We start from the raw sequence: 18215 nt of genomic DNA, 5'->3' as shown, positions 1-18215 counted from the left end.
ATGCTAGAAATCCAGCTACAGGAAGTCTCCAAGCGCTTTCAATACGAATGGATTTTTAAAAAACTCAGTTTGACGATCAATTCCGGAGATGCCCTTGCCATCACAGGTGGAAATGGTTCCGGTAAATCTACTCTCCTAAAGTGCTTGTCAGGAGTAATTCCCATTTCATCCGGAAAAATAAGTTTCAAGTTGGAGGGAAAAGAAATAGATGACGGGGATAAATATAAATTTCTTTCTATAGCTGCCCCTTATCTCGAAGTACCGGAGGAATTCACCCTTTCCGAGCTGATTTGCTTCCATTTTCAATTCAAAAGACCATTGGAAGGAATTACTACGAATGATTTGCTGGATATCATTTACCTCAAAGAGCATCAATCAAAGCAGATTGCTCAGTTTTCATCCGGAATGAAACAAAGGTTAAAACTCGGCTTGGCATTATTCTCGGATGTGCCTTTGGTGCTCTTGGATGAGCCCACTTCCAATTTGGATCAAAAAGGTGTTCAATGGTATCAAGACTTGATAGGAAAATATAAAAGAAACCGAACACTCCTTGTCTGCTCAAATGACCCCAGAGAATATGAGTTTTCGACAAATAAAATTGCACTCGAAGATTATAAGTAGTCTTTGATATTTTGATCTTTAGCCGATATCTCTAATTTTACATTCCTTAGTTTGTTTTTATGAAAGTCAACCTATCCTACTTGTTTCTTGCTGCTCTTTTGATTCTTGCTTTACCCTCCTGTGGTGGCGATGATCCTACTCCTGAGCCTCCCAAATCAGCTGAAGAATTGGCTACAGAAGCTTTAACTGGATCTGGCACCCAATCTTGGGTAGTATCCGGAGGGGGTTCTGTCACTCGAGACAACCGAGACGTCACAGATATCTACTCTGGCTTCGAGTTGATCCTCAATGCAGGGTCATCTAAAACCTACACCTCCCGAAATAGCAACGAATTGTTTGACCAATCAGGAAACTGGGCTTTTGCAGGAACCAACTTTGATAAGTTTACCCTTACCGGATCAAAGCCTGCAGCTGGAAGAGAAATTTCTTTTACCCAGGAAAATAACACCCTTCGACTACAACTGACCATTCCTGCCCCAGGTGCAAGGATAAACGGAACTTTTGCCATAGCAGGGAATTACACCTTTACCTTGTTGAAAAAATAAAGTTATGAATTGAAAAGAAAAGGGTGCTGGATCAAAATTCCAGCACCCTTTTCTTTTGGATTAATATCTGAATACTTGTCTTCCCCAATTAATCTTCAAAAGAAATATAGGCCTTTTTAGAGGTTACTTTAGCGTAACGAGCGTAACTCCTGCCCCACCTCGATCTGCATGTTCATCTTCAAGTTTCCCTACTTGGGGCATGGTTCGCAGGAGATTTCTAGTGATATCCCGGAGGATTCCATCGCCTTTTCCATGGACGATCCTGAGATCTTTCACCCCCAGCATAAACCCTTCGTCTATAAAAGTCTGGATCATTGGCAGCACTTCTTCTCCCCTTTTTCCCCGAAGATCCAAATTGGTAGAAAACTCCATCATCTTCTCGTTGGTGTTGTAATTCCCCCTTCGCTCTACTGCTTTAAACTCCTTTTTTGCTTCAGTTTTTGAGATTTTTTCAAGTCGGGAAAGTTTCACATTGGACTTCAAATCCCCAATAGACAGCTCCACATCCTTGTTTTTGATTCCGATTACCTCTGCGATAGCCCCATTGTCCTTGACTCTCACCCAATCTCCTACGGTGATCTTACCTCCGATCACCTGAACCTCAGGTTCAGGAATCACGGTTTTTTCTGGGCGAATTTCCTGTTTGAATTCTTCGAGATCTTTTCGGACTTGCTTGGTTATTTCCTTCTCTGCCTTTCCTTCTTTGATTTCCCGAATCACCGCCTCAATCTTCTTATTGGTTTGATCCAAAAGTGATTTGGCTTCCTTTTTTGCCTCCTGAATATGTCTTTTCTTGGTAAGCTCCAGGGTCTCCTTGAGCTGATTGTATTCCTTCAGACGGGTTTGAAGTAGCTTATCTTTCTTTTTCACTTCCTCCAATAGTGAGGAGTATTGATTTTTTTCATTCTCCAACTGAGTCAAAAGCCGATCGTAGCGGACACGCTCCTCACCGATATGAGACTTGGCGTAACTCAGGATATCCTTTGACAAACCGATTTTTGAGGCAATCTCCAAGGCAAAAGATGAACCCGGCTTGCCAATTTCTAACTGATACATGGGCTCCAATCGGTCCACATCGTACCTCATGGCTCCATTGACCAAGCCTTGATTTTTCTCCGCCAGGCGCTTGAGATTCCCATAGTGAGTGGTCACTACCCCAAAGGCCCCCAAGCGATTCAATTCAAGCAGAATAGACTCGGCAATTGCTCCTCCAAACTGAGGTTCCGTTCCCGTTCCAAATTCATCGATAAATAAAATCGTCCGCTTATTGGCAAACTGAGTAAAGTACTTCATGCTCATCAGGTGAGAGGAGTAGGTACTCAGGTCATTTTCTAGATTTTGCTCATCTCCGATGTCGATGAAAAGGTGGTCAAACAGGGAGCTCTTGGAATCCGGGTGAACAGGAATCAGCAAACCACACTGCAGCATGTATTGCAGCAATGCGACCGTCTTCAAAGTGACAGACTTTCCTCCCGCATTAGGACCGGAAATAACCAGCAAGCGGTGCTGACCAGACAGATGGACGTTCAGAGGGATGATCGATTTTCCCTGGCTTTTCAGCGCTTTTTCCAAAAGAGGATGTCTGGCCTTAGTCCAATCCAAGGTTCGTTCCTTAACCAAAACGGGTTTTGTACTATCTGATTTTTGGGCAAATCGGGCCTTGGCACGGATAAAATCAATCAAACCCAGATAGTTGGTTGCTTTCCTGAGCGCTGGAATGGAAGGTCTAATCCGATCAGTAAGCTGGGTCAAAATCCGAATAATCTCCCGCTTCTCCATGTACTCCAAATCCCGGATTTCATTATTGATATCCAGGGCTTCCTCGGGCTCCATGAAGACAGTTTGCCCGGTTGCAGATTCATCATGGATGAAACCTCTGAGCTTTCTTTTATTCTCCGCAGCTACCGGAATCACCATTCTGCCTCCCCGGATGGTCATGGCCGCATCTTCTGGCGTCAGACCTTTGGCTCGGGCATCTTTGAAGATCCGCTCCATAACCTTTCGAAGGCGGGATTCCTCATAGATCAACTGATTTCGGATTAGCTGCAGTTCTTTGCTGGCATTGCTTCGGACCTTGCCTTTTTCATCGATGATCTGATCAATCGCCCTCAAGAGTCCCAAATCCAACTCCAGCACCAAACCCAAAAGCTGACTCAACGCTGGATATAGCTCTCCGTTTTTTTGAAAAAATACGATGCAACTCTTTAGGGTCTGAAGGGCTAGCTTGACTTCGTAAAATTCGTCCTGCTCCAGAAATGCTCCCTCCAGCTTCGCCTTTTCCAGATAAGGGGTGAGATTGGTAAAATTGGATGAGGGAAAGACCTCCCCTGAGATCAAAATGGATAAAAACTCCTCCGTCTGATCCAGAAGCTTATTGACCAGCTTGAAGTCGGATGAAAATGCGATTTTATCAACATACTCCTGCCCAAGTGGAGAGGTACACTCCTCCTTCAGCTGATCCTTGATTTTTACGAAATTGATTTTTTGCTCGAGATTGGAAGGGTATAGCATCAGAAATTTTGCTCTTTTCCAGGGATGGTTTCCAAGACAGTCAGAGAGTCAATGACACGGGCATAAATCTGCTCCATTGCCTTTGCATCTTCCAGGTAATACAACATACTTTGAGTGAAAAGCGAATCGGAAACCGAATGTTTCAAAAAAACTTCTTTTTCCAACAAAGAATAAAGTACCTGAGAGGAATCATAGGAAACAGGTAACGCGCTGACTTTTCCTTCTGTCAGCTGAATATCGGTGAGGACCATTACCATTTGGTCTTCAGACAGAATGCCCGGGGGAGGACTATTCTTTCCTCTACAGGAAAAGACCAGCACCAGAGCAAGTAAAAGGATTAGAATTCGATTCACAGCCTAAAATTAGGGTATTTTAACGGATTATCCCCAGACCATTGCCGGAAGACCAATTTTATAATTCGGTACAAGGCTTTAACTTAGGCCTCTCAATTTTCCCTGGATGAATCAGCTTTTCAGCAAACTCCGAAAGTACGAAATCATGATCAGGAAGGTGGCCAACAATCACCTTCAGGGAGAATACCAATCCCTTTTCAAAGGATCCGGCCTCGAATTTGACGATCTCCGCCCTTATCAATACGGAGATGATGTACGAACGATCGAATGGAAAGTTTCCGCCAAAGGTCACGGCACATTCGTCAAAACCTTTCGCGAAGACAAGGAGCAATCCGTTTATTTTCTTCTGGACATCTCCGGAAGTCAGGATATCGGACAGCTGGGCAATAAAAAAATAGATCAGGGCAAGTTGATTGCCGGAGTCTTGACGCTTGCGGCAGTGTACGAGGGAAGTCAGGTAGGATTGATTTCCTACTCAGATCAGAAAGAACAACTCATCCTGCCGAATAAAGGAAGCAAACAGGGGGTAAAGGTAATCCGGGGAATTTTTGACCATGCCAATAAAAGTCAAAAAACGGATCTTAATGGGTTATTTACCTTTGCTCTCAATCTGATCAAAAAGAGAAGCATCATCATCGTCATTTCTGATTTTATAGATGAAAACTATGACCGGTCATTTCGATCTCTGGCAGAGAGGCACGATTTGGTCGCTATTCAGCTCACTGACCCGAGGGAATCGGCTTTGCCTTCTTTGGGAATAGTGCCGATCTATGATAAAGAGTCCGGAAAAACCACCTGGGTCAATACTGTATTTGGAAGCTTTTCCAAGAAAATAGCCGACACCTTTACCACAGAAAGGGATCATCTGAAAGATCTCTGCAAAAAAAATCAGATCAACTACCTCGCCATCGATACCACGCAGGATATCGTGGCTCCGCTGATCGATCTGTTTAAGTACCGAAACAAACGGATGAAACGTGGGTAGAATTTTAGCCATTATTTTCTTTCTGGGATTCGCTCATCTTGCCTGGAGTCAACAGGTGGAAGTGGAGGGATATTTCACTCAGGATTCTGCCCGATTGGGCGAGCGGGTTGGCTTTGTACTCAAGGCCAAATATCCGGCTAGCAGTCAGGTTTTCTTTCCGGATTCGACCTACGACTTTTCTCCTTTGGTGCTCCTGGAAAAGAAAACCTACATCTCCGCCACCAGCGAAGGAACGACCTTGGACAGTGCGGTGTATTACCTTTCCAATTTTTCTCTAGACCCAAGTGTCTATCTTTCCCTCCCGGTCTATGAGGTCAATCGATACGATAGCCTTACCTATTTCTCCAATGAGGCCGAGCTCAAGCTGAAGCTGATGCTGGACTCCATCCCCGAGGAGCTGGTTTTCCGGGAAAACAATGTCTATCAGCCTTTGGACAAGTCAATCAATTGGTTGATGATTGGGCTGGTGACAGGCGCGGTGATTTTGCTTTTGGGGGCATTCTTCCTCCTCTTTTACAAAAGAATCAAAGACTTTATTAGAGTACGGACCGAAAAGGCAAGATGGAAGAGATTTCAAAAAAGGTGGGAAAAACAAACCCAATTGCTCAAATCCCAACCAAGTATTGAAACTGCCGATGAACTCACCGGCCTTTGGAAAGGATACATGGAGCACCTTACCGGACAGCCGTATCAGGAGTGGACCTCCAAAGAAATCGCCGAAACCCTTCAGGATGTCGAAATTCTGAAAGTGCTCAGAGCTTTGGATAGAATCATTTATGCTGGAGACACCACGGATTCTCAACTGGCTACGGATTACCTGCTGGATTTGGCACAAAAGACTTATCAGGAAAAGCTAACCCGAATCAATCATGAGAGAACTTCTGCTTGAGTTTTTTAGCTGGTCCTGGTTTCTGCCGGAGACCTTTCAAAGCTACGAATGGGAAAAGCCGATGCTGCTGAACCTGCTGTGGATTATCCCTGTGCTGATCCTGATCCGCAAATTTGTCAAAGCACTCAAAAATCCGGTGCTCGAGCTCTCTCTCCCAAAAAGAATAGCAAAAGGAAACCCCTGGACCTACCTGAGGCTAATTCCTACGGTGTTTTTCCTATTGGCTATTTCCCTGATTGTAATTGCCCTAGCGAGACCTCAGCGGAGCAATGAGCGAGTGGAGCAGTTTACCGAAGGGATTGACATCCTCTTAGTAATGGATATCTCCGAATCCATGGACCTGCAGGACTTCTCTCCCAACCGACTGGAAGCTGCAAAAAATACAGCTATCGACTTCATCAACGGCCGCTTTGGAGACCGGATCGGCATGGTCATTTTTGCAGGAGAGGCATACTCACTTTCTCCACTTACCAATGATTATGAACTGCTGACGGATTTGATCAGCGAGATCAGCTTCGATATGATTGAGGCAAAAGGAACCGCGATTGGATCTGCTTTGGCAGCAGGCACTAACCGACTGAAAGAAAGTGAAATCCCATCCAAAGTGATGATTTTGCTTTCGGATGGAGAAAGCAATGCGGGAAATGTGGATCCTCTTTTTGCAGCTCAACTCGCCACAGCTTTCGATATCAAAATTTACACCATCGCAGTGGGCAAGGACGGAATGGTTCCTTACGGGACGGATTTCTTTGGCCGCCCTCAAATGGTAGAAAGCTACCTGGATGAAACCACCCTTCGGGAAATTGCCCGAATCGGAGGAGGGGAATTTTATCGTGCATCAGACGACAATTCGCTCAAGCAGATTTTTGAGCGGATAGACACGCTGGAAAAAGCAGAAATTCTGGAAAACCGATACAAGGAAACCACCGATTACTACCGAATCTACCTGTTTTGGGCCATTCTGTTCTTCTTAGTCTGGCTGAGCTTGAAAAGCTCTTTTCTCAACAACTTCCTCCTGGATTGATGGGATGATAAAAGTCATGATTTGGGGTAAATCTTGTCACAGAATAGCTTGAGTTTCCTGTGGATTTTTGGGCAAAAGAACTGCAATGGCCCTTTCTCCCGAATTGATCCAAAAGTACAATCGACCTGTACCCCGCTACACTTCCTATCCCACTGTTCCCTTTTGGGAAAATAACCTAGACTCCAAATCCTGGGAGAATCTGGTTGTGGAAGCTTATGGTGATTTTGGAAAAGAGGAAGGGATTTGTCTTTACATCCATTTGCCTTTTTGCGAAAGCCTCTGCACCTACTGCGGCTGCACCAAGCGGATCACTAAAAATCATCAGGTAGAAAACCCCTATCTCGAAGCAGTATTGCGGGAGTGGAGAAGCTACCTGACCCTTTTCGGAGAGGCTCCAAAGATCTCCGCCATTCATTTGGGAGGAGGCACTCCCACTTTCTTTTCTCCTGAAAATCTGGAATACCTCATCTCAGAAATTCTCAAGACGGCTCAACCCAGCAATGTTCGTGAGTTTAGCTTCGAAGGTCATCCAAACAATACCACCCGAGATCATCTTCAGGTCTTGGCCAAATTGGGCTTTGACCGGGTAAGCTATGGAATCCAGGATTTTGACCCGGCTGTCCAAAAGGCGATTCACCGGATCCAACCCTTTGAAAAGGTAAAAGAAGCGACAGAAACTGCCCGGGAGTTGGGCTATCAATCAGTCAATTTCGACTTGATTTATGGGCTTCCCAATCAGACTTTGGACACGCTAAGGGATACTTTTCAGAAAGTAGGGGAATTAAGACCAGACCGAATTGCCTTCTACAGCTACGCCCATTTGCCCTCGGCATTTCCGGCGCAGAAGAGCTTTGAAGCCCAGCTTCCCGGGGAAAATGAAAAGAGAGCTTTATATGATTTCGGTAAAAAAATGCTGATCCAAATGGGCTACCAGGAGGTGGGTATGGATCATTTTGCTCTGCCTGATGACCCACTTTGCATGGCAAAAGAGTCCGGAAAACTGCACAGAAACTTCATGGGCTATACGACTTTGACTTCCAAAATGCTTATCGGCCTGGGTGCCAGCAGTATCAGTGATATCGGAATCGGTTTTGCGCAAAATGAAAAGAATCATTTAGCCTATCAGGAAAATACACTGAAGGACAATTTTGTACAGGTAAAAGGTCATGCACTCCATCAGGAAGACCGGGAAGTTAGACAGCTTATTTTGGATATTATATGCAATGGAAATGCTGAAATTCCATTTTCGATTTGGGAAAAATTGCCAGTAAGCAGTAAAAACGGGCTAGCTGACTTTCAAAAAGAAGGATTAATAACTTTGGAGGGCTTTCACCTTAGCGTTTCCGAAGACGGAATGGCAGTGGTACGAAATATCTGTTCGCTTTTTGATCTGAGAATGATAGAGGCCAAAGAGGCTAAAAAATTATTCAGTCAGGCGATTTAATCAATGACAAACGGTGATCTCAACCTGTTGATTGCCATAATCAAACACTGCTAACTCCGGACTCAAGCCTGGAATCCCCAATCCCAAGCCTCTGAAAACCATCAAAATCCCGATGATCAATCCTAGATAAGGAATGGCTTTTTGGAATTGCTGTCGGCGAATAGCAGGAAGAAAACTTCCTGAGACCATCAGGCCCAAAAGCATGGGAATGGTGCCTAAACCAAAAAACAGCATGTAGCTAGCGCCCAGCCATGGGCTTTGCATACCCATAGCCACAACCAAGGCCATATACACCATCCCGCATGGAAGCAGGCCATTGACCAATCCGGTAGAGAAAAATGCAAGTCTGCTTCCGGATTTGAGGAAGTGGTTCAGTTTGGATTTGATCCAGGATACTGCTCCAGATAGTGCCGGAATAGCCAAAAATTGATCGGCTTTTTTATAACTGATGGACAGCAAAACTACGACCAATCCCATGGTGATGGAAACACCCTGCTGAATACCTGCAAGAGAAAGTGAAAAGCCGAGTCCTCCGATCAAAAGACCTAATAGAGCGTAGGTCAAGCTCCTGCCCAGATTGTAGATGATTTTGTTGAAAAGAAATCTATTGCCAGACCTGCCTCCTACCGCAAGCGCAATGGGACCACACATTCCCACGCAGTGGAATGATCCCAAAAACCCAAGTAAAAAGGCTGTCCAGAGCATCAGATATTAATTTTCTTTTCCTGATAATATTCCACTCCCTCTTCAGACCAGGTCAGCTGCACGCGCCAATATCCGGGTTTGAGTTTTTCCAGAGGAACCAAGGTTTTTCCAGCTTCGGTGATTTCCAGTGCCAATTCTTGATCAAGACGTGCATCAGATGGACGGAATAGCTGCAAGTTTCCTTTGGCACCAACCGGGAGGTCCAGGACCATACTTCGGGAAGCCCCGTCATATACCAACACTTCTCGTTCCAGCGTAGAAGCAGACTTTTCTCGTTCAATTTGTTCTTGATACTTGATTTCTTTTTCGTAGTAATTCTCAGTGACCAAGTGAATGTCATCCTGCTTGACAGAGATGACGACCAAGACCATGATGAAGGCCACAAAAGCGAAAATGGTCAGCAAAATTCCTTTTCCCCAATCCATAATTAGTTGTTTTGAGCCCCTACCGGAGCCATGAAATTCGTTTCTATTTCTTCAAACTCTTCTCCTTCTGCAGCTAAGCGCAGAAGTACTTTTTCCTGAGGGACTTTGACCTCAGCTTGCTCTCTGACGAGGAAAAACCGGCCTTCAAACTTACTCTGAGGCTCCAGGACCCAATTCATATCTCCGACGATTTCCACTTTCATGCCCTCTGCCAAAGACTCAATAGTCACGCTTTGGGGTTCAAAAGTCTTGTTGATCAAAGTGATATTGTAAAGGTTGGACACCATTCCGCCTTCTCTAGCCTGATAGGTCATCCCCGGAAAGCGCGTCACTGTTCCCTCCAAGTCTGATCGAGTGGCTATCAACGCCACAAAAGCAGCCATTAGGATGGCCAGAACAACTACATACCCTTTGACCCTTCCGGTGATCAACTTCTGAAAACCTTGCTTGATGCTATTCTCGGAAGCATAGCGAATCAAACCTTTTGGCCGCTCTACTTTGACCATTACCTCATCACAGGCATCAATACAGGCAGTACAATTGACACATTCCATCTGTGTGCCGTTACGGATATCAATTCCGGTGGGGCAAACTTGGACACAAAGTCCACAGTCGATACAATCGCCTTTCGGGGCAGCTTCGACTTCATTTTTCCGAATGGGTGAACGAGGCTCTCCACGGACATAGTCATACATGACATTGATGGAATTGTCATCCAAAAGAACGCCCTGCAATCGACCATAAGGGCAAACAACCAAACAGGCCTGCTCCCTAAACCAGGAAAACACAAACATGAAAATGCCTGAGAATGCAATTAGCCCAATGAATCCTGCCAAATGCGCTGAGGGTGGTTGAGTCACGATCTCTTTGACCTGATCTATCCCGATCAGATAGGCCATCACCAAATGACCGATCAGAAGAGAAATAAGGGCAAATATGGAAATCTTGAGCCCTTTTTTCCAGATTTTTTCCGTATTCCAAGGACCTTGATTCAAGGCTCGCTGTTGATTGGCATCCCCTTCGATGGCATATTCGATTTTGCGAAAAACCATCTCCATAAAGAGTGTCTGAGGACAAGCCCAGCCGCACCAAACTCTCCCGAATACAACCGTAAAGAGAATGATAAAGACAAAGAAGATCAGCAAGAGGAAGATCAGCAAATGTGTATCCTGAGGCCAAAAGGCAGCTCCGAAGATGATAAACTTCCTTTCAAAAATATTGAACAGCATATAGGGCCTTCCATCTACCTGAATAAATGGCCCTACAAAGAGAATGGCCAAAAGAAGCCAGGAAAGGTAGCTTCGATACTTATAGAAAAGCCCGGAGACTTTCTTGGGATAGACCCAATTTCTCTTTCCATCCTCCCGCACGGTTGCCAGAGCATCCCGGAATTTTTCCGGATCCAAATGAGGGTTTTGATTCTTCTTTGCCATAATTCAAGAGATTTGAGGCTGTCTCAAAAGTGAAGTTTGTCACATTGAGCGAAGTCGAAATGTCGTCCAGAAAGCTGGAAATGGCCTTCGACTCCGCTCAGGCTGACAACGAAACGATTTATGAGACAGCCTCAATAAATTTATTCTATAGAAGCCACAACAGTGGTGCTATCAGTCACACTAGGCTCGGGGGCTGAAGGTCTGAAGAGTTCACCTTGAGGCTCTTTGGGATTTGCCGGTGTGGTTCCTACCAAAGTCAGGATGAAAGAAGATACCTGCTGCATTTCTTCAGGACTCAACTGGTCCTGCCATGGGATCATTCCCTTTTCAACAACTCCGTATTTCACCACCTTGAATACCTCCTGAATAGAACCTCCGTGTAGCCAGTACTCATCGGTCAAATTGGGACCTACTCCCCCACCTCCGTCTGCTGCATGACAGGCGGCACAGTTATTTTGGAAGATAGTTTTACCCGCACTTAAGGCTGCGGAAGACTCATCAAAAACGACAGAAGACTCATCTATGCTGGCTAGCATATTTGCCTTTCTGTATTCAGCAGCGATAGCCTCCAGTCTCAATTCTTCTTCATATTCTTCCACTCCGGTAGGCCCATTACCCAAGACTGTGTAATTCACAAAATAGACTACAGCAAATCCAATGGTTCCGATGAAAACCCACTGAAGCCAAGGAGGCATGAAATTGTCCAGCTCCGTGATGCCGTCATAGGAGTGATCCTGCATCATTTTGGCTTTTTCAGCCTTTCCTCCCACTTCGTCCAATTTTCCGGTTACAAATCTTTCTTTGAAAGAATCCCACCAAGATGGCTCATTAGCCAACTCAGGGTTTTCTCTTTTCAGAATAGTACTCATGAAATTCATCAGATAAATCATCAGAATGAGCAAAAGCACAATCACAAACAAGACTACACCTAAAATGAGAAGGATAGTAATCTGACTCGAATCCATGGCTTGGAGCTGAGTGTACCAATTGGATTCCTCAGCGGACTGAGCCCATACCGGAGAGGCTGATAGGCTCAAAAAGGAAAATATTGCAATTAGCTTTTTCATGATTGGTGGGGTTTAGCATCATCCTCGTCCATAGGAAGAGAACTCATGTGGTCTACATAGCTTTTGGGTACTCGGAGTACCCATACGAATACTCCGAGGAAAAACAGAACGAATATGAGCAAGGAGATAATCGGGAAAATCTCAATGTTCTCGATAGATCTTAAAACTTCTTTATACATGGCTCGACGAATTAAGGGTTGGAAGCAGTAGGCTGCTTGATATCTGTCCCCAATCGCTGCAGATAAGCAATCAAGGCCACTATTTCGGTATTGGATGCTACTTCCACACCTGCTTCTTTCAGGTTGGCTACGATTTGCGCTGCCTGCTTATCATACTCGGCTATGGCCTGCTCGTCAAATCCCTCGGGATAGGGCACTCCCAGTTGCTGAAGCGTCCTGATTTTGGCTGGCAAATCAGAATTGTCGAGCTCGTTGGTGGTCATCCAAGGATAAGGAGGCATCAAAGAGCCAGGAGACATGGATCTAGGATCTACCATATGGTGGTAGTGCCAGCTGTCTGGATACTTTTTCCCTACCCGGTGCAAATCCGGTCCGGTTCGCTTGGACCCCCAAAGGAATGGTCGGTCGTATACGAATTCACCGGCTTTGGAATACTCACCGTAGCGTTCGGTTTCTGAACGGAAAGGACGAATCATCTGAGAGTGACAGCCCACGCAGCCATTGGCTATGTACAAGTCTCTTCCTTCCAACTCCAGAGGAGTGTAAGGCTTGACAGAACTGATGGTAGGCACATTGGATTTGACCAGAATAGTAGGGATGATCTCTACAACCCCGCCGATGGCAATGGCTATGGTGGCCAAAATGGTGAAGAAAACAGGCTTTCTTTCCCATGCTCTGTGCCAGAATTCACCAGCAGGATTATAAGCTTTTGCCAAAGCCGGTGCCTGATCTTCTTCAGTCTCCTGGAAGGTTCCCTGCTTGGCAGTCATCCACATATTGTAGATCATGATGATCGCTCCTGCTAGGTAAAGCAAACCTCCCAAGGCTCTCAACATATACATAGGAACAATCTGAATGACAGTCTCTAGGAAGTTAGGATAAGCCAAACGTCCAGCGTCATTGAATTCCTTCAACATCAAGAACTGAGTCAAGGCCGCTACATACATCGGTAGGGCATAGAATATGATACCCAAAGTCCCGATCCAGAAATGGGTATTGGCAAGCTTGGTGGAATAAATGTTTGTCTTGAACAGTCTAGGCCACATCCAATAAAGCACCCCGAAGGTCAAAAAGCCATTCCATCCCAAACCTCCGATGTGTACGTGTGCTACGATCCAGTCAGTGTAGTGGGCAATGGCATTGACGTTCTTGAGGGAAAGCATAGGTCCTTCAAAAGTGGACATACCATAAGCAGTCACCGCTACCACCATGAATTTCAAAACAGGATCTTGTCTTACTTTATCCCAAGCACCTCTCAGAGTCAGCAAACCATTGACCATACCTCCCCAAGATGGAGCAATCAGCATGACAGAGAAGATGGTTCCCAATACTTGAGCCCACTCAGGAAGAGCGGTATAAAGCAAGTGGTGAGGACCTGCCCACATGTAGATGAAAATCAAAGACCAGAAGTGGACAATGGACAACTTGTAGGAATAAACCGGCCGATTGGCAGCTTTAGGCAAAAAGTAATACATCAATCCCAAGAATGGAGTGGTGAGGAAAAATGCCACTGCATTATGACCATACCACCACTGAACCAAAGCATCCTGAACTCCCGCGTAAGCAGAATAACTCTTCCAGAACGTAACCGGCAGCTCCAAGGAATTGAAAATATGAAGCACCGCTACAGTAACGAATGATGCCAAATAGAACCAAATCGCCACATACATGTGTCGCTCTCTCCGCTTGATCAGGGTACCGATCATATTGGCGCCAAAAGCAACCCACACCAAGGCAATGGCAATGTCAATTGGCCATTCCAGCTCGGCATATTCCTTGGAAGTCGTCAGACCCAAGGGAAGAGTAATAGCTGCCGACAAAATAATCAGCTGCCATCCCCAGAAATGGAACCAGCTGAGGCCTTTATTCCACATAGGGGTTTTGAGAAGGCGCGGCATCGAATAGTAGATCCCGGCAAAGATCGCATTGCCCACAAAGGCAAAGATCACCGCATTGGTATGCAGGGGTCTAATCCGGCCAAAGGTAGTGTAGGGATTGCCCAAATTGGCTTCGGGCCAGAAAAGCTGGGTAGCGGCTATCACCCCCACCAGCATCCCCACGACACCCCAGATAATCGTAGCGGCTCCAAAGTACTTGACAATTTTATTGTCATAGTGGAACCTTTCCAAAGTAGCATCATTCATAGGACTTGGTTTTTTTTGGTTGACTTTTTATTGATTTTTTGGGTTGGTTTTCGAATAAAATTCGCACGGAAGGAGTATATCCATCATCAAACTGCCCGTCTTTCATCGCTTTGAAAAAGAGAATCAAAAAGGTTACAGCTAGTACAAGGCTGACTCCGATTAAAACAAAGATTACTTCCATATTAGCTCTTGTTTAGATGGATTAGTCCTTTTCTCATTCCCATCAGATTAGTGGCAAGGGTGGTGAAAAGGACGACTGAAATACTGCTAGCCGGCATCAAAATGGCGCATAAAACAGGACTGAGAAGCCCTTGGACAGCCAAGCTGAGACCGATGATATTGTAGAGAAAACTGAGTCCAAAGCTCAGTTTGATGATGGTCCTGCTGGATTGGGCGAAAGAAAGGAAGCTCGGGATTCGTGAAAAAGCAGAAGCATCCAAGATCGCATCACTTGCCGGAGAGAAATGGCTGACCTGATCGGTTACAGCAATTCCAACCTGACTTTCCTGAAGCGCGCCTGCATCGTTGAGCCCATCCCCCACCATGAGGGTTGTTTTTCCTTGATTATTGAGCTGATGGACATAGTTCAGCTTATCCTGAGGACTTTGATTGAAATTAAAACTCACTTCTTTTTCCAACCGCTTCTGAAGAGAAGCTTGCTCATGCGCATGATCCCCGGATAAAATATGAAGACCAAAGCCTCCTGAAAGATCCCTAACCACCTCCGGAGCACTGGATCGAAGTCCGGATTGGATGTGGAAATAGCCAATCAAAACCCCTTCCACTGCGAAAAAAACCAAGTTTCCGGATTCAGGTAGATCATGATTTGCTACCTTGATAAACTCAGCCGATCCCAATCTGAATTCCTGAGATTTGTATTCCCCAAGAAGTCCTTTTCCTTTGATTTCTTTTACACTCTGAAGTGGAGCTGAAGAAATAGCTCCCAGCCAATGATTGATGCGATTACTCAATGGATGGGTTGATCGCTCTACCAAGGCCTTGAGAATGGATTTGGACTCCTCGGAAAGTGGCTCTCCTGAATAAGTAATTTGCGCATTGGCAGGGTCGGTAAGGGTTCCTGTTTTGTCAAAAACTACCGTATCCACCAAGGCCAATCGTTCAATCACTGAAGCATTTTTGAGATAAAACTTACTCTTTCCAAAAATCCTTAGGGTATTCCCCAAGGTGAATGGAGTGGACATGGAAAGCGCACAAGGACAAGCTACGATCAATACTGTGGTAAATGCCTTGACGGCAATAGACAGGTCCTTCCCAAACCAATAAAAAAACGCCAGTACGGCAATCGTCAAAACCGTCCAGGTAAACACCCCGCTGATCCGGTTGGCCAAGGTCTCCAATAATTTCTTATTGGGCTTTTCGAAGGTTTCGTTATTCCAAAGATCGGTCAGATAGCTTTGGGATGGGGATTTTTGCACTGTCAAAAGAATGGCATCCCCTTTTTGCCGCCCACCTGCATAGATCAATTCTCCCTTCTGCTTCGGAACGGGAATTTCCTCTCCGGTCACAAAGCTGTAATCAATACTCGCTTGTCCGCTGAGCAAAAGTGCATCCGCTGGAATCAGTTCTTCATCCCGGACAAGAATCACATCACCCACTTCAAGCTTGCTTAAGGGAATCACTTCTTCCCGATTCTGACGCTGTCTGGTCACCGCGATGGGGAAATAGGCCTTGTAATCCCGGTCAAACTCCAAGCTGGAAAAGGTCTTTTGCTGATAGACTTTTCCAAGAAGCAAAAAGAAAATCAGTCCCCCGAGACTGTCCATGTAGCCAGCATTACCCTGAAGGAAAATTTCCCAAAGGGAATAGAGAAAAAAGGCGAAAATCCCCAAAACGATAGGAACGTCCATGTTGATTTTACGCTGCTTGATAGCATTCCATGCGGAGATGTAATAGTCACTTGCGGCATAAAAGACCACAGGAAGTGACAGGAGCACATTGAGGTAATCAAATAGCCCCTTGAATCCTTCTCCCAAAAGCTTTGCCTCCGAAAAATATTCTGGCATGCTAAAGAGCATCATGTTGCCAAAGGCGAAACCCGCTACTCCCAGTTTGGTCAAAGTCTTTCGATCAACCGTATTCTTGGGCTTTTGACCCAAGTCTGAAAGATGGATTCTGGGTTCGTATCCTAGGGTAGAAAGTAGGGTTACCACTTCCTTAAGGCTGATTTTTTGGTGGAGAAACTTGACCTGAACTTTCTTTTTCAAAAAGTCCACCCGACTGGAAATGATGGCAGAATTGATCTGAAAAAGGTTTTCCAACAGCCAAATGCAAGAAGCGCAATGGATAAGAGGAATATGGAAAGTAATGTGGCTTTCCTGCTCGTTTTTGAAATCAACCAACTGATTGACCACCTCATGATCATCCAGATAATCAAAGCGGTTTTTTAATCGGGATTGGTTTCTTTGTGTCTTGCCTGGACTGGATTCCAGAGCGTAATATTCACATAGATCATTTTGGGAAAGAACTTCATAAACCAGCTTACAACCCTGACAGCAAAAGCTTTTGTCATCAAAAGCAACCACACCCTCCTCGCAGTCTTCACCGCAGTGATAGCATTTGCTTATAAGGGTAGATGGTTTGGCTTGACTCATGGCTGCTGTTTGAAATAAAATTAGCGGGGGAGAACTGGGAAAAACATGATTTTGATCACCTTATCCTATGACTTAAAGCGAGAGATAAAAAGAAAGCTTGTCACTCCAAATCTTCCCTTTGTAGAAATGAAAGAGAACTTTGGCAAGATCTGCCTGATAATTTTTGGTGGTCACCAGGAGCGTGCAGTTGTGCTTGACTGCATAAGACCAAAAGTCTCCGATCCGGGAAAAATTGAATTTGATAAAGCTGGTTTCTTTGGTGTGACTGCTCACCAATTGAATGATTTCTTGCTCTTCTTTGATTTTGGATTTGGGGATAAAGCTCGGAGAGATGATGGTAGCTTTGCTTTCCGATATCAAATCCTTGAACAGGTAAATAAACTTCCGGATCAATTCAGCGGAATTGGGAGTGCCATCGTAATGAAACAATAAGCGCTCGGTGGAGAATTTAGGGACAAAAAGCAGGATAGGAATACTGCACACTTCCTTTTCCAGAGGCTTGGGAATGGGATGGGAATGAAGCCAGTCCAAAGTCTTGTATAGGTTGAGCGTCAGTAAACTCAGGTTTTCTCCCTCGATACATGGAGCCTGTACAGTCGCCAAAGGTGAAAAAGCAGCAGGTAGCTGATGACAAAACACCTCATGGATTAGCTCCTCAGGCATTTCAAATTGGGAAGTAAATATGTTTGACCTTAGCTCCATAACCAATTAATGATTCAAAGCTAAGCGGGCAAGGGGAGAGTGAACCTGACGGATAGGGGACAGGGATATGATAAAAATCAGTTTCTGCCCTAGACTTGTTTCTGATTTGGAAAAATTATAGGCCTATTAAGGTTTATCATACCATAGAACTGGTCTAAGAGCTCAAAATATATCCTTATAGGAGGGCTTTAACAAAAAAAATCAAGTAGTAAGACTCAGGTTAGAATATTGAGAAGAGATAGATCATCGATTCGAATAAATCCATGAAAGGCTTGGTTGAAAAAACCGATCCCAATTCTCTTATTCCCCTACCAGCGTCTTGACTCTCGTTTCTTGCCTCTTGTCTCCTGTATTTACTGAAGGAACTAAAACACAAAAGCCCACAGGGATTAGCTGCGGGCTTGGAATAATGTGGCGGCGACCTACTCTCCCGGGTGTAACCCCAGTACCATCGGCGCTGCAGGGCTTAACTTCTCTGTTCGGGATGGGAAGAGGTGGGACCCCTGCGCTAGGCCGCCTAAATTGTAAGTATGCAGTGATCAGTGATCAGCCTGCATCTAATATCTTGTGTTCTGC

General features: G+C 45.1%; 17 protein-coding genes and 1 rRNA gene. 6 read left to right on the top strand and 12 right to left on the bottom strand.

The annotated features are described in order from the left end of the window. A complete protein-coding gene (locus AAA938_RS19120) occupies window positions 1-621 on the top strand; it encodes an ABC transporter ATP-binding protein (protein WP_338230382.1) in 621 nt (206 codons plus the stop codon). 59 nt (window positions 622-680) lie between these two features. Next, a complete protein-coding gene (locus AAA938_RS19115; RefSeq protein WP_338230380.1) occupies window positions 681-1166 on the top strand; it encodes a hypothetical protein in 486 nt (161 codons plus the stop codon). 123 nt (window positions 1167-1289) lie between these two features. On the opposite strand, the gene AAA938_RS19110 is transcribed toward AAA938_RS19115, so the two are convergent. Both AAA938_RS19110 and AAA938_RS19105 read right to left on the bottom strand, forming a co-directional pair. Continuing rightward, the gene (locus AAA938_RS19110; RefSeq protein WP_338230378.1) at window positions 1290-3677 is read right to left on the bottom strand and encodes an endonuclease MutS2; all 2388 of its coding nucleotides are present in this window, start codon (window positions 3675-3677) and stop codon (window positions 1290-1292) included. Beyond that, window positions 3677-4030 carry a DUF4296 domain-containing protein gene (locus AAA938_RS19105; RefSeq protein ID WP_338230376.1) on the bottom strand — a complete coding sequence of 118 codons (354 nt, stop codon included), beginning with the start codon at window positions 4028-4030 and terminating at the stop codon, window positions 3677-3679. The genes AAA938_RS19110 and AAA938_RS19105 overlap by 1 nt, the downstream gene beginning before the upstream one ends. A gap of 106 nt (window positions 4031-4136) precedes the next feature. On the opposite strand from AAA938_RS19105, the gene AAA938_RS19100 reads away from it, so the two are divergent. The 4 genes from AAA938_RS19100 to hemN all read left to right on the top strand — a co-directional run bounded on the left by AAA938_RS19100 (window position 4137) and on the right by hemN (window position 8372). After that, window positions 4137-5015, top strand: coding sequence for a DUF58 domain-containing protein (locus tag AAA938_RS19100; protein WP_338221619.1), 879 nt, complete (start codon window positions 4137-4139; stop codon window positions 5013-5015). After that, the gene (locus tag AAA938_RS19095; protein WP_338230375.1) at window positions 5008-5904 is read left to right on the top strand and encodes a hypothetical protein; all 897 of its coding nucleotides are present in this window, start codon (window positions 5008-5010) and stop codon (window positions 5902-5904) included. Before AAA938_RS19100 ends, AAA938_RS19095 begins: the two co-directional genes overlap by 8 nt. After that, window positions 5885-6928, top strand: coding sequence for a vWA domain-containing protein (locus AAA938_RS19090; protein ID WP_338230374.1), 1044 nt, complete (start codon window positions 5885-5887; stop codon window positions 6926-6928). Before AAA938_RS19095 ends, AAA938_RS19090 begins: the two co-directional genes overlap by 20 nt. 85 nt (window positions 6929-7013) lie before the next feature. Beyond that, a complete protein-coding gene (hemN, locus tag AAA938_RS19085) occupies window positions 7014-8372 on the top strand; it encodes an oxygen-independent coproporphyrinogen III oxidase (RefSeq protein WP_338230373.1) in 1359 nt (452 codons plus the stop codon). Here hemN and AAA938_RS19080 read toward each other — a convergent pair whose 3' ends face one another. The 10 genes from AAA938_RS19080 to rrf form a co-directional block, all read right to left on the bottom strand. Then, the gene (locus tag AAA938_RS19080) at window positions 8373-9077 is read right to left on the bottom strand and encodes a sulfite exporter TauE/SafE family protein (RefSeq protein ID WP_338230372.1); all 705 of its coding nucleotides are present in this window, start codon (window positions 9075-9077) and stop codon (window positions 8373-8375) included. It lies immediately after the preceding gene. Next, window positions 9077-9502, bottom strand: a complete 426-nt coding sequence (locus tag AAA938_RS19075) for a FixH family protein (protein ID WP_338230371.1) — start codon at window positions 9500-9502, stop codon at window positions 9077-9079. The genes AAA938_RS19080 and AAA938_RS19075 overlap by 1 nt, the downstream gene beginning before the upstream one ends. A 2-nt stretch (window positions 9503-9504) precedes the next feature. Continuing rightward, a complete protein-coding gene (ccoG, locus tag AAA938_RS19070; RefSeq protein ID WP_338230370.1) occupies window positions 9505-10935 on the bottom strand; it encodes a cytochrome c oxidase accessory protein CcoG in 1431 nt (476 codons plus the stop codon). A 140-nt stretch (window positions 10936-11075) separates the two neighbouring features. Next, entirely contained in the window at window positions 11076-12002 is a 927-nt protein-coding gene (locus tag AAA938_RS19065; RefSeq protein WP_338230369.1) for a cbb3-type cytochrome c oxidase N-terminal domain-containing protein, read from the bottom strand. Beyond that, window positions 11999-12181, bottom strand: coding sequence for a cbb3-type cytochrome c oxidase subunit 3 (locus AAA938_RS19060; protein WP_338224080.1), 183 nt, complete (start codon window positions 12179-12181; stop codon window positions 11999-12001). The genes AAA938_RS19065 and AAA938_RS19060 overlap by 4 nt, the downstream gene beginning before the upstream one ends. 11 nt (window positions 12182-12192) lie before the next feature. Continuing rightward, on the bottom strand, window positions 12193-14325 hold the full coding sequence (ccoN, locus tag AAA938_RS19055; RefSeq protein WP_338230368.1) for a cytochrome-c oxidase, cbb3-type subunit I: 2133 nt from the start codon (window positions 14323-14325) through the stop codon (window positions 12193-12195). Then, on the bottom strand, window positions 14318-14506 hold the full coding sequence (ccoS, locus tag AAA938_RS19050; protein WP_338224079.1) for a cbb3-type cytochrome oxidase assembly protein CcoS: 189 nt from the start codon (window positions 14504-14506) through the stop codon (window positions 14318-14320). The genes ccoN and ccoS overlap by 8 nt, the downstream gene beginning before the upstream one ends. Window position 14507: 1 nt before the next feature. Then, complete coding sequence (locus tag AAA938_RS19045) at window positions 14508-16937, bottom strand: heavy metal translocating P-type ATPase (protein WP_338230367.1); 2430 nt, start codon at window positions 16935-16937, stop codon at window positions 14508-14510. Between the two features lie 72 nt (window positions 16938-17009). After that, window positions 17010-17639 (bottom strand): hypothetical protein, encoded by a 630-nt coding sequence (locus AAA938_RS19040; RefSeq protein ID WP_338230366.1) that lies wholly within the window; start codon window positions 17637-17639, stop codon window positions 17010-17012. Between the two features lie 409 nt (window positions 17640-18048). Beyond that, window positions 18049-18160 (bottom strand): 5S ribosomal RNA (gene rrf / locus AAA938_RS19035). Window positions 18161-18215 lie beyond the last annotated feature (55 nt).

The sequence above is a fragment of the Algoriphagus taiwanensis genome (genome assembly GCF_036245645.1).
Taxonomy (GTDB): domain Bacteria; phylum Bacteroidota; class Bacteroidia; order Cytophagales; family Cyclobacteriaceae; genus Algoriphagus; species Algoriphagus taiwanensis.
This window is presented reverse-complemented; position numbering and strand designations above follow the sequence as displayed.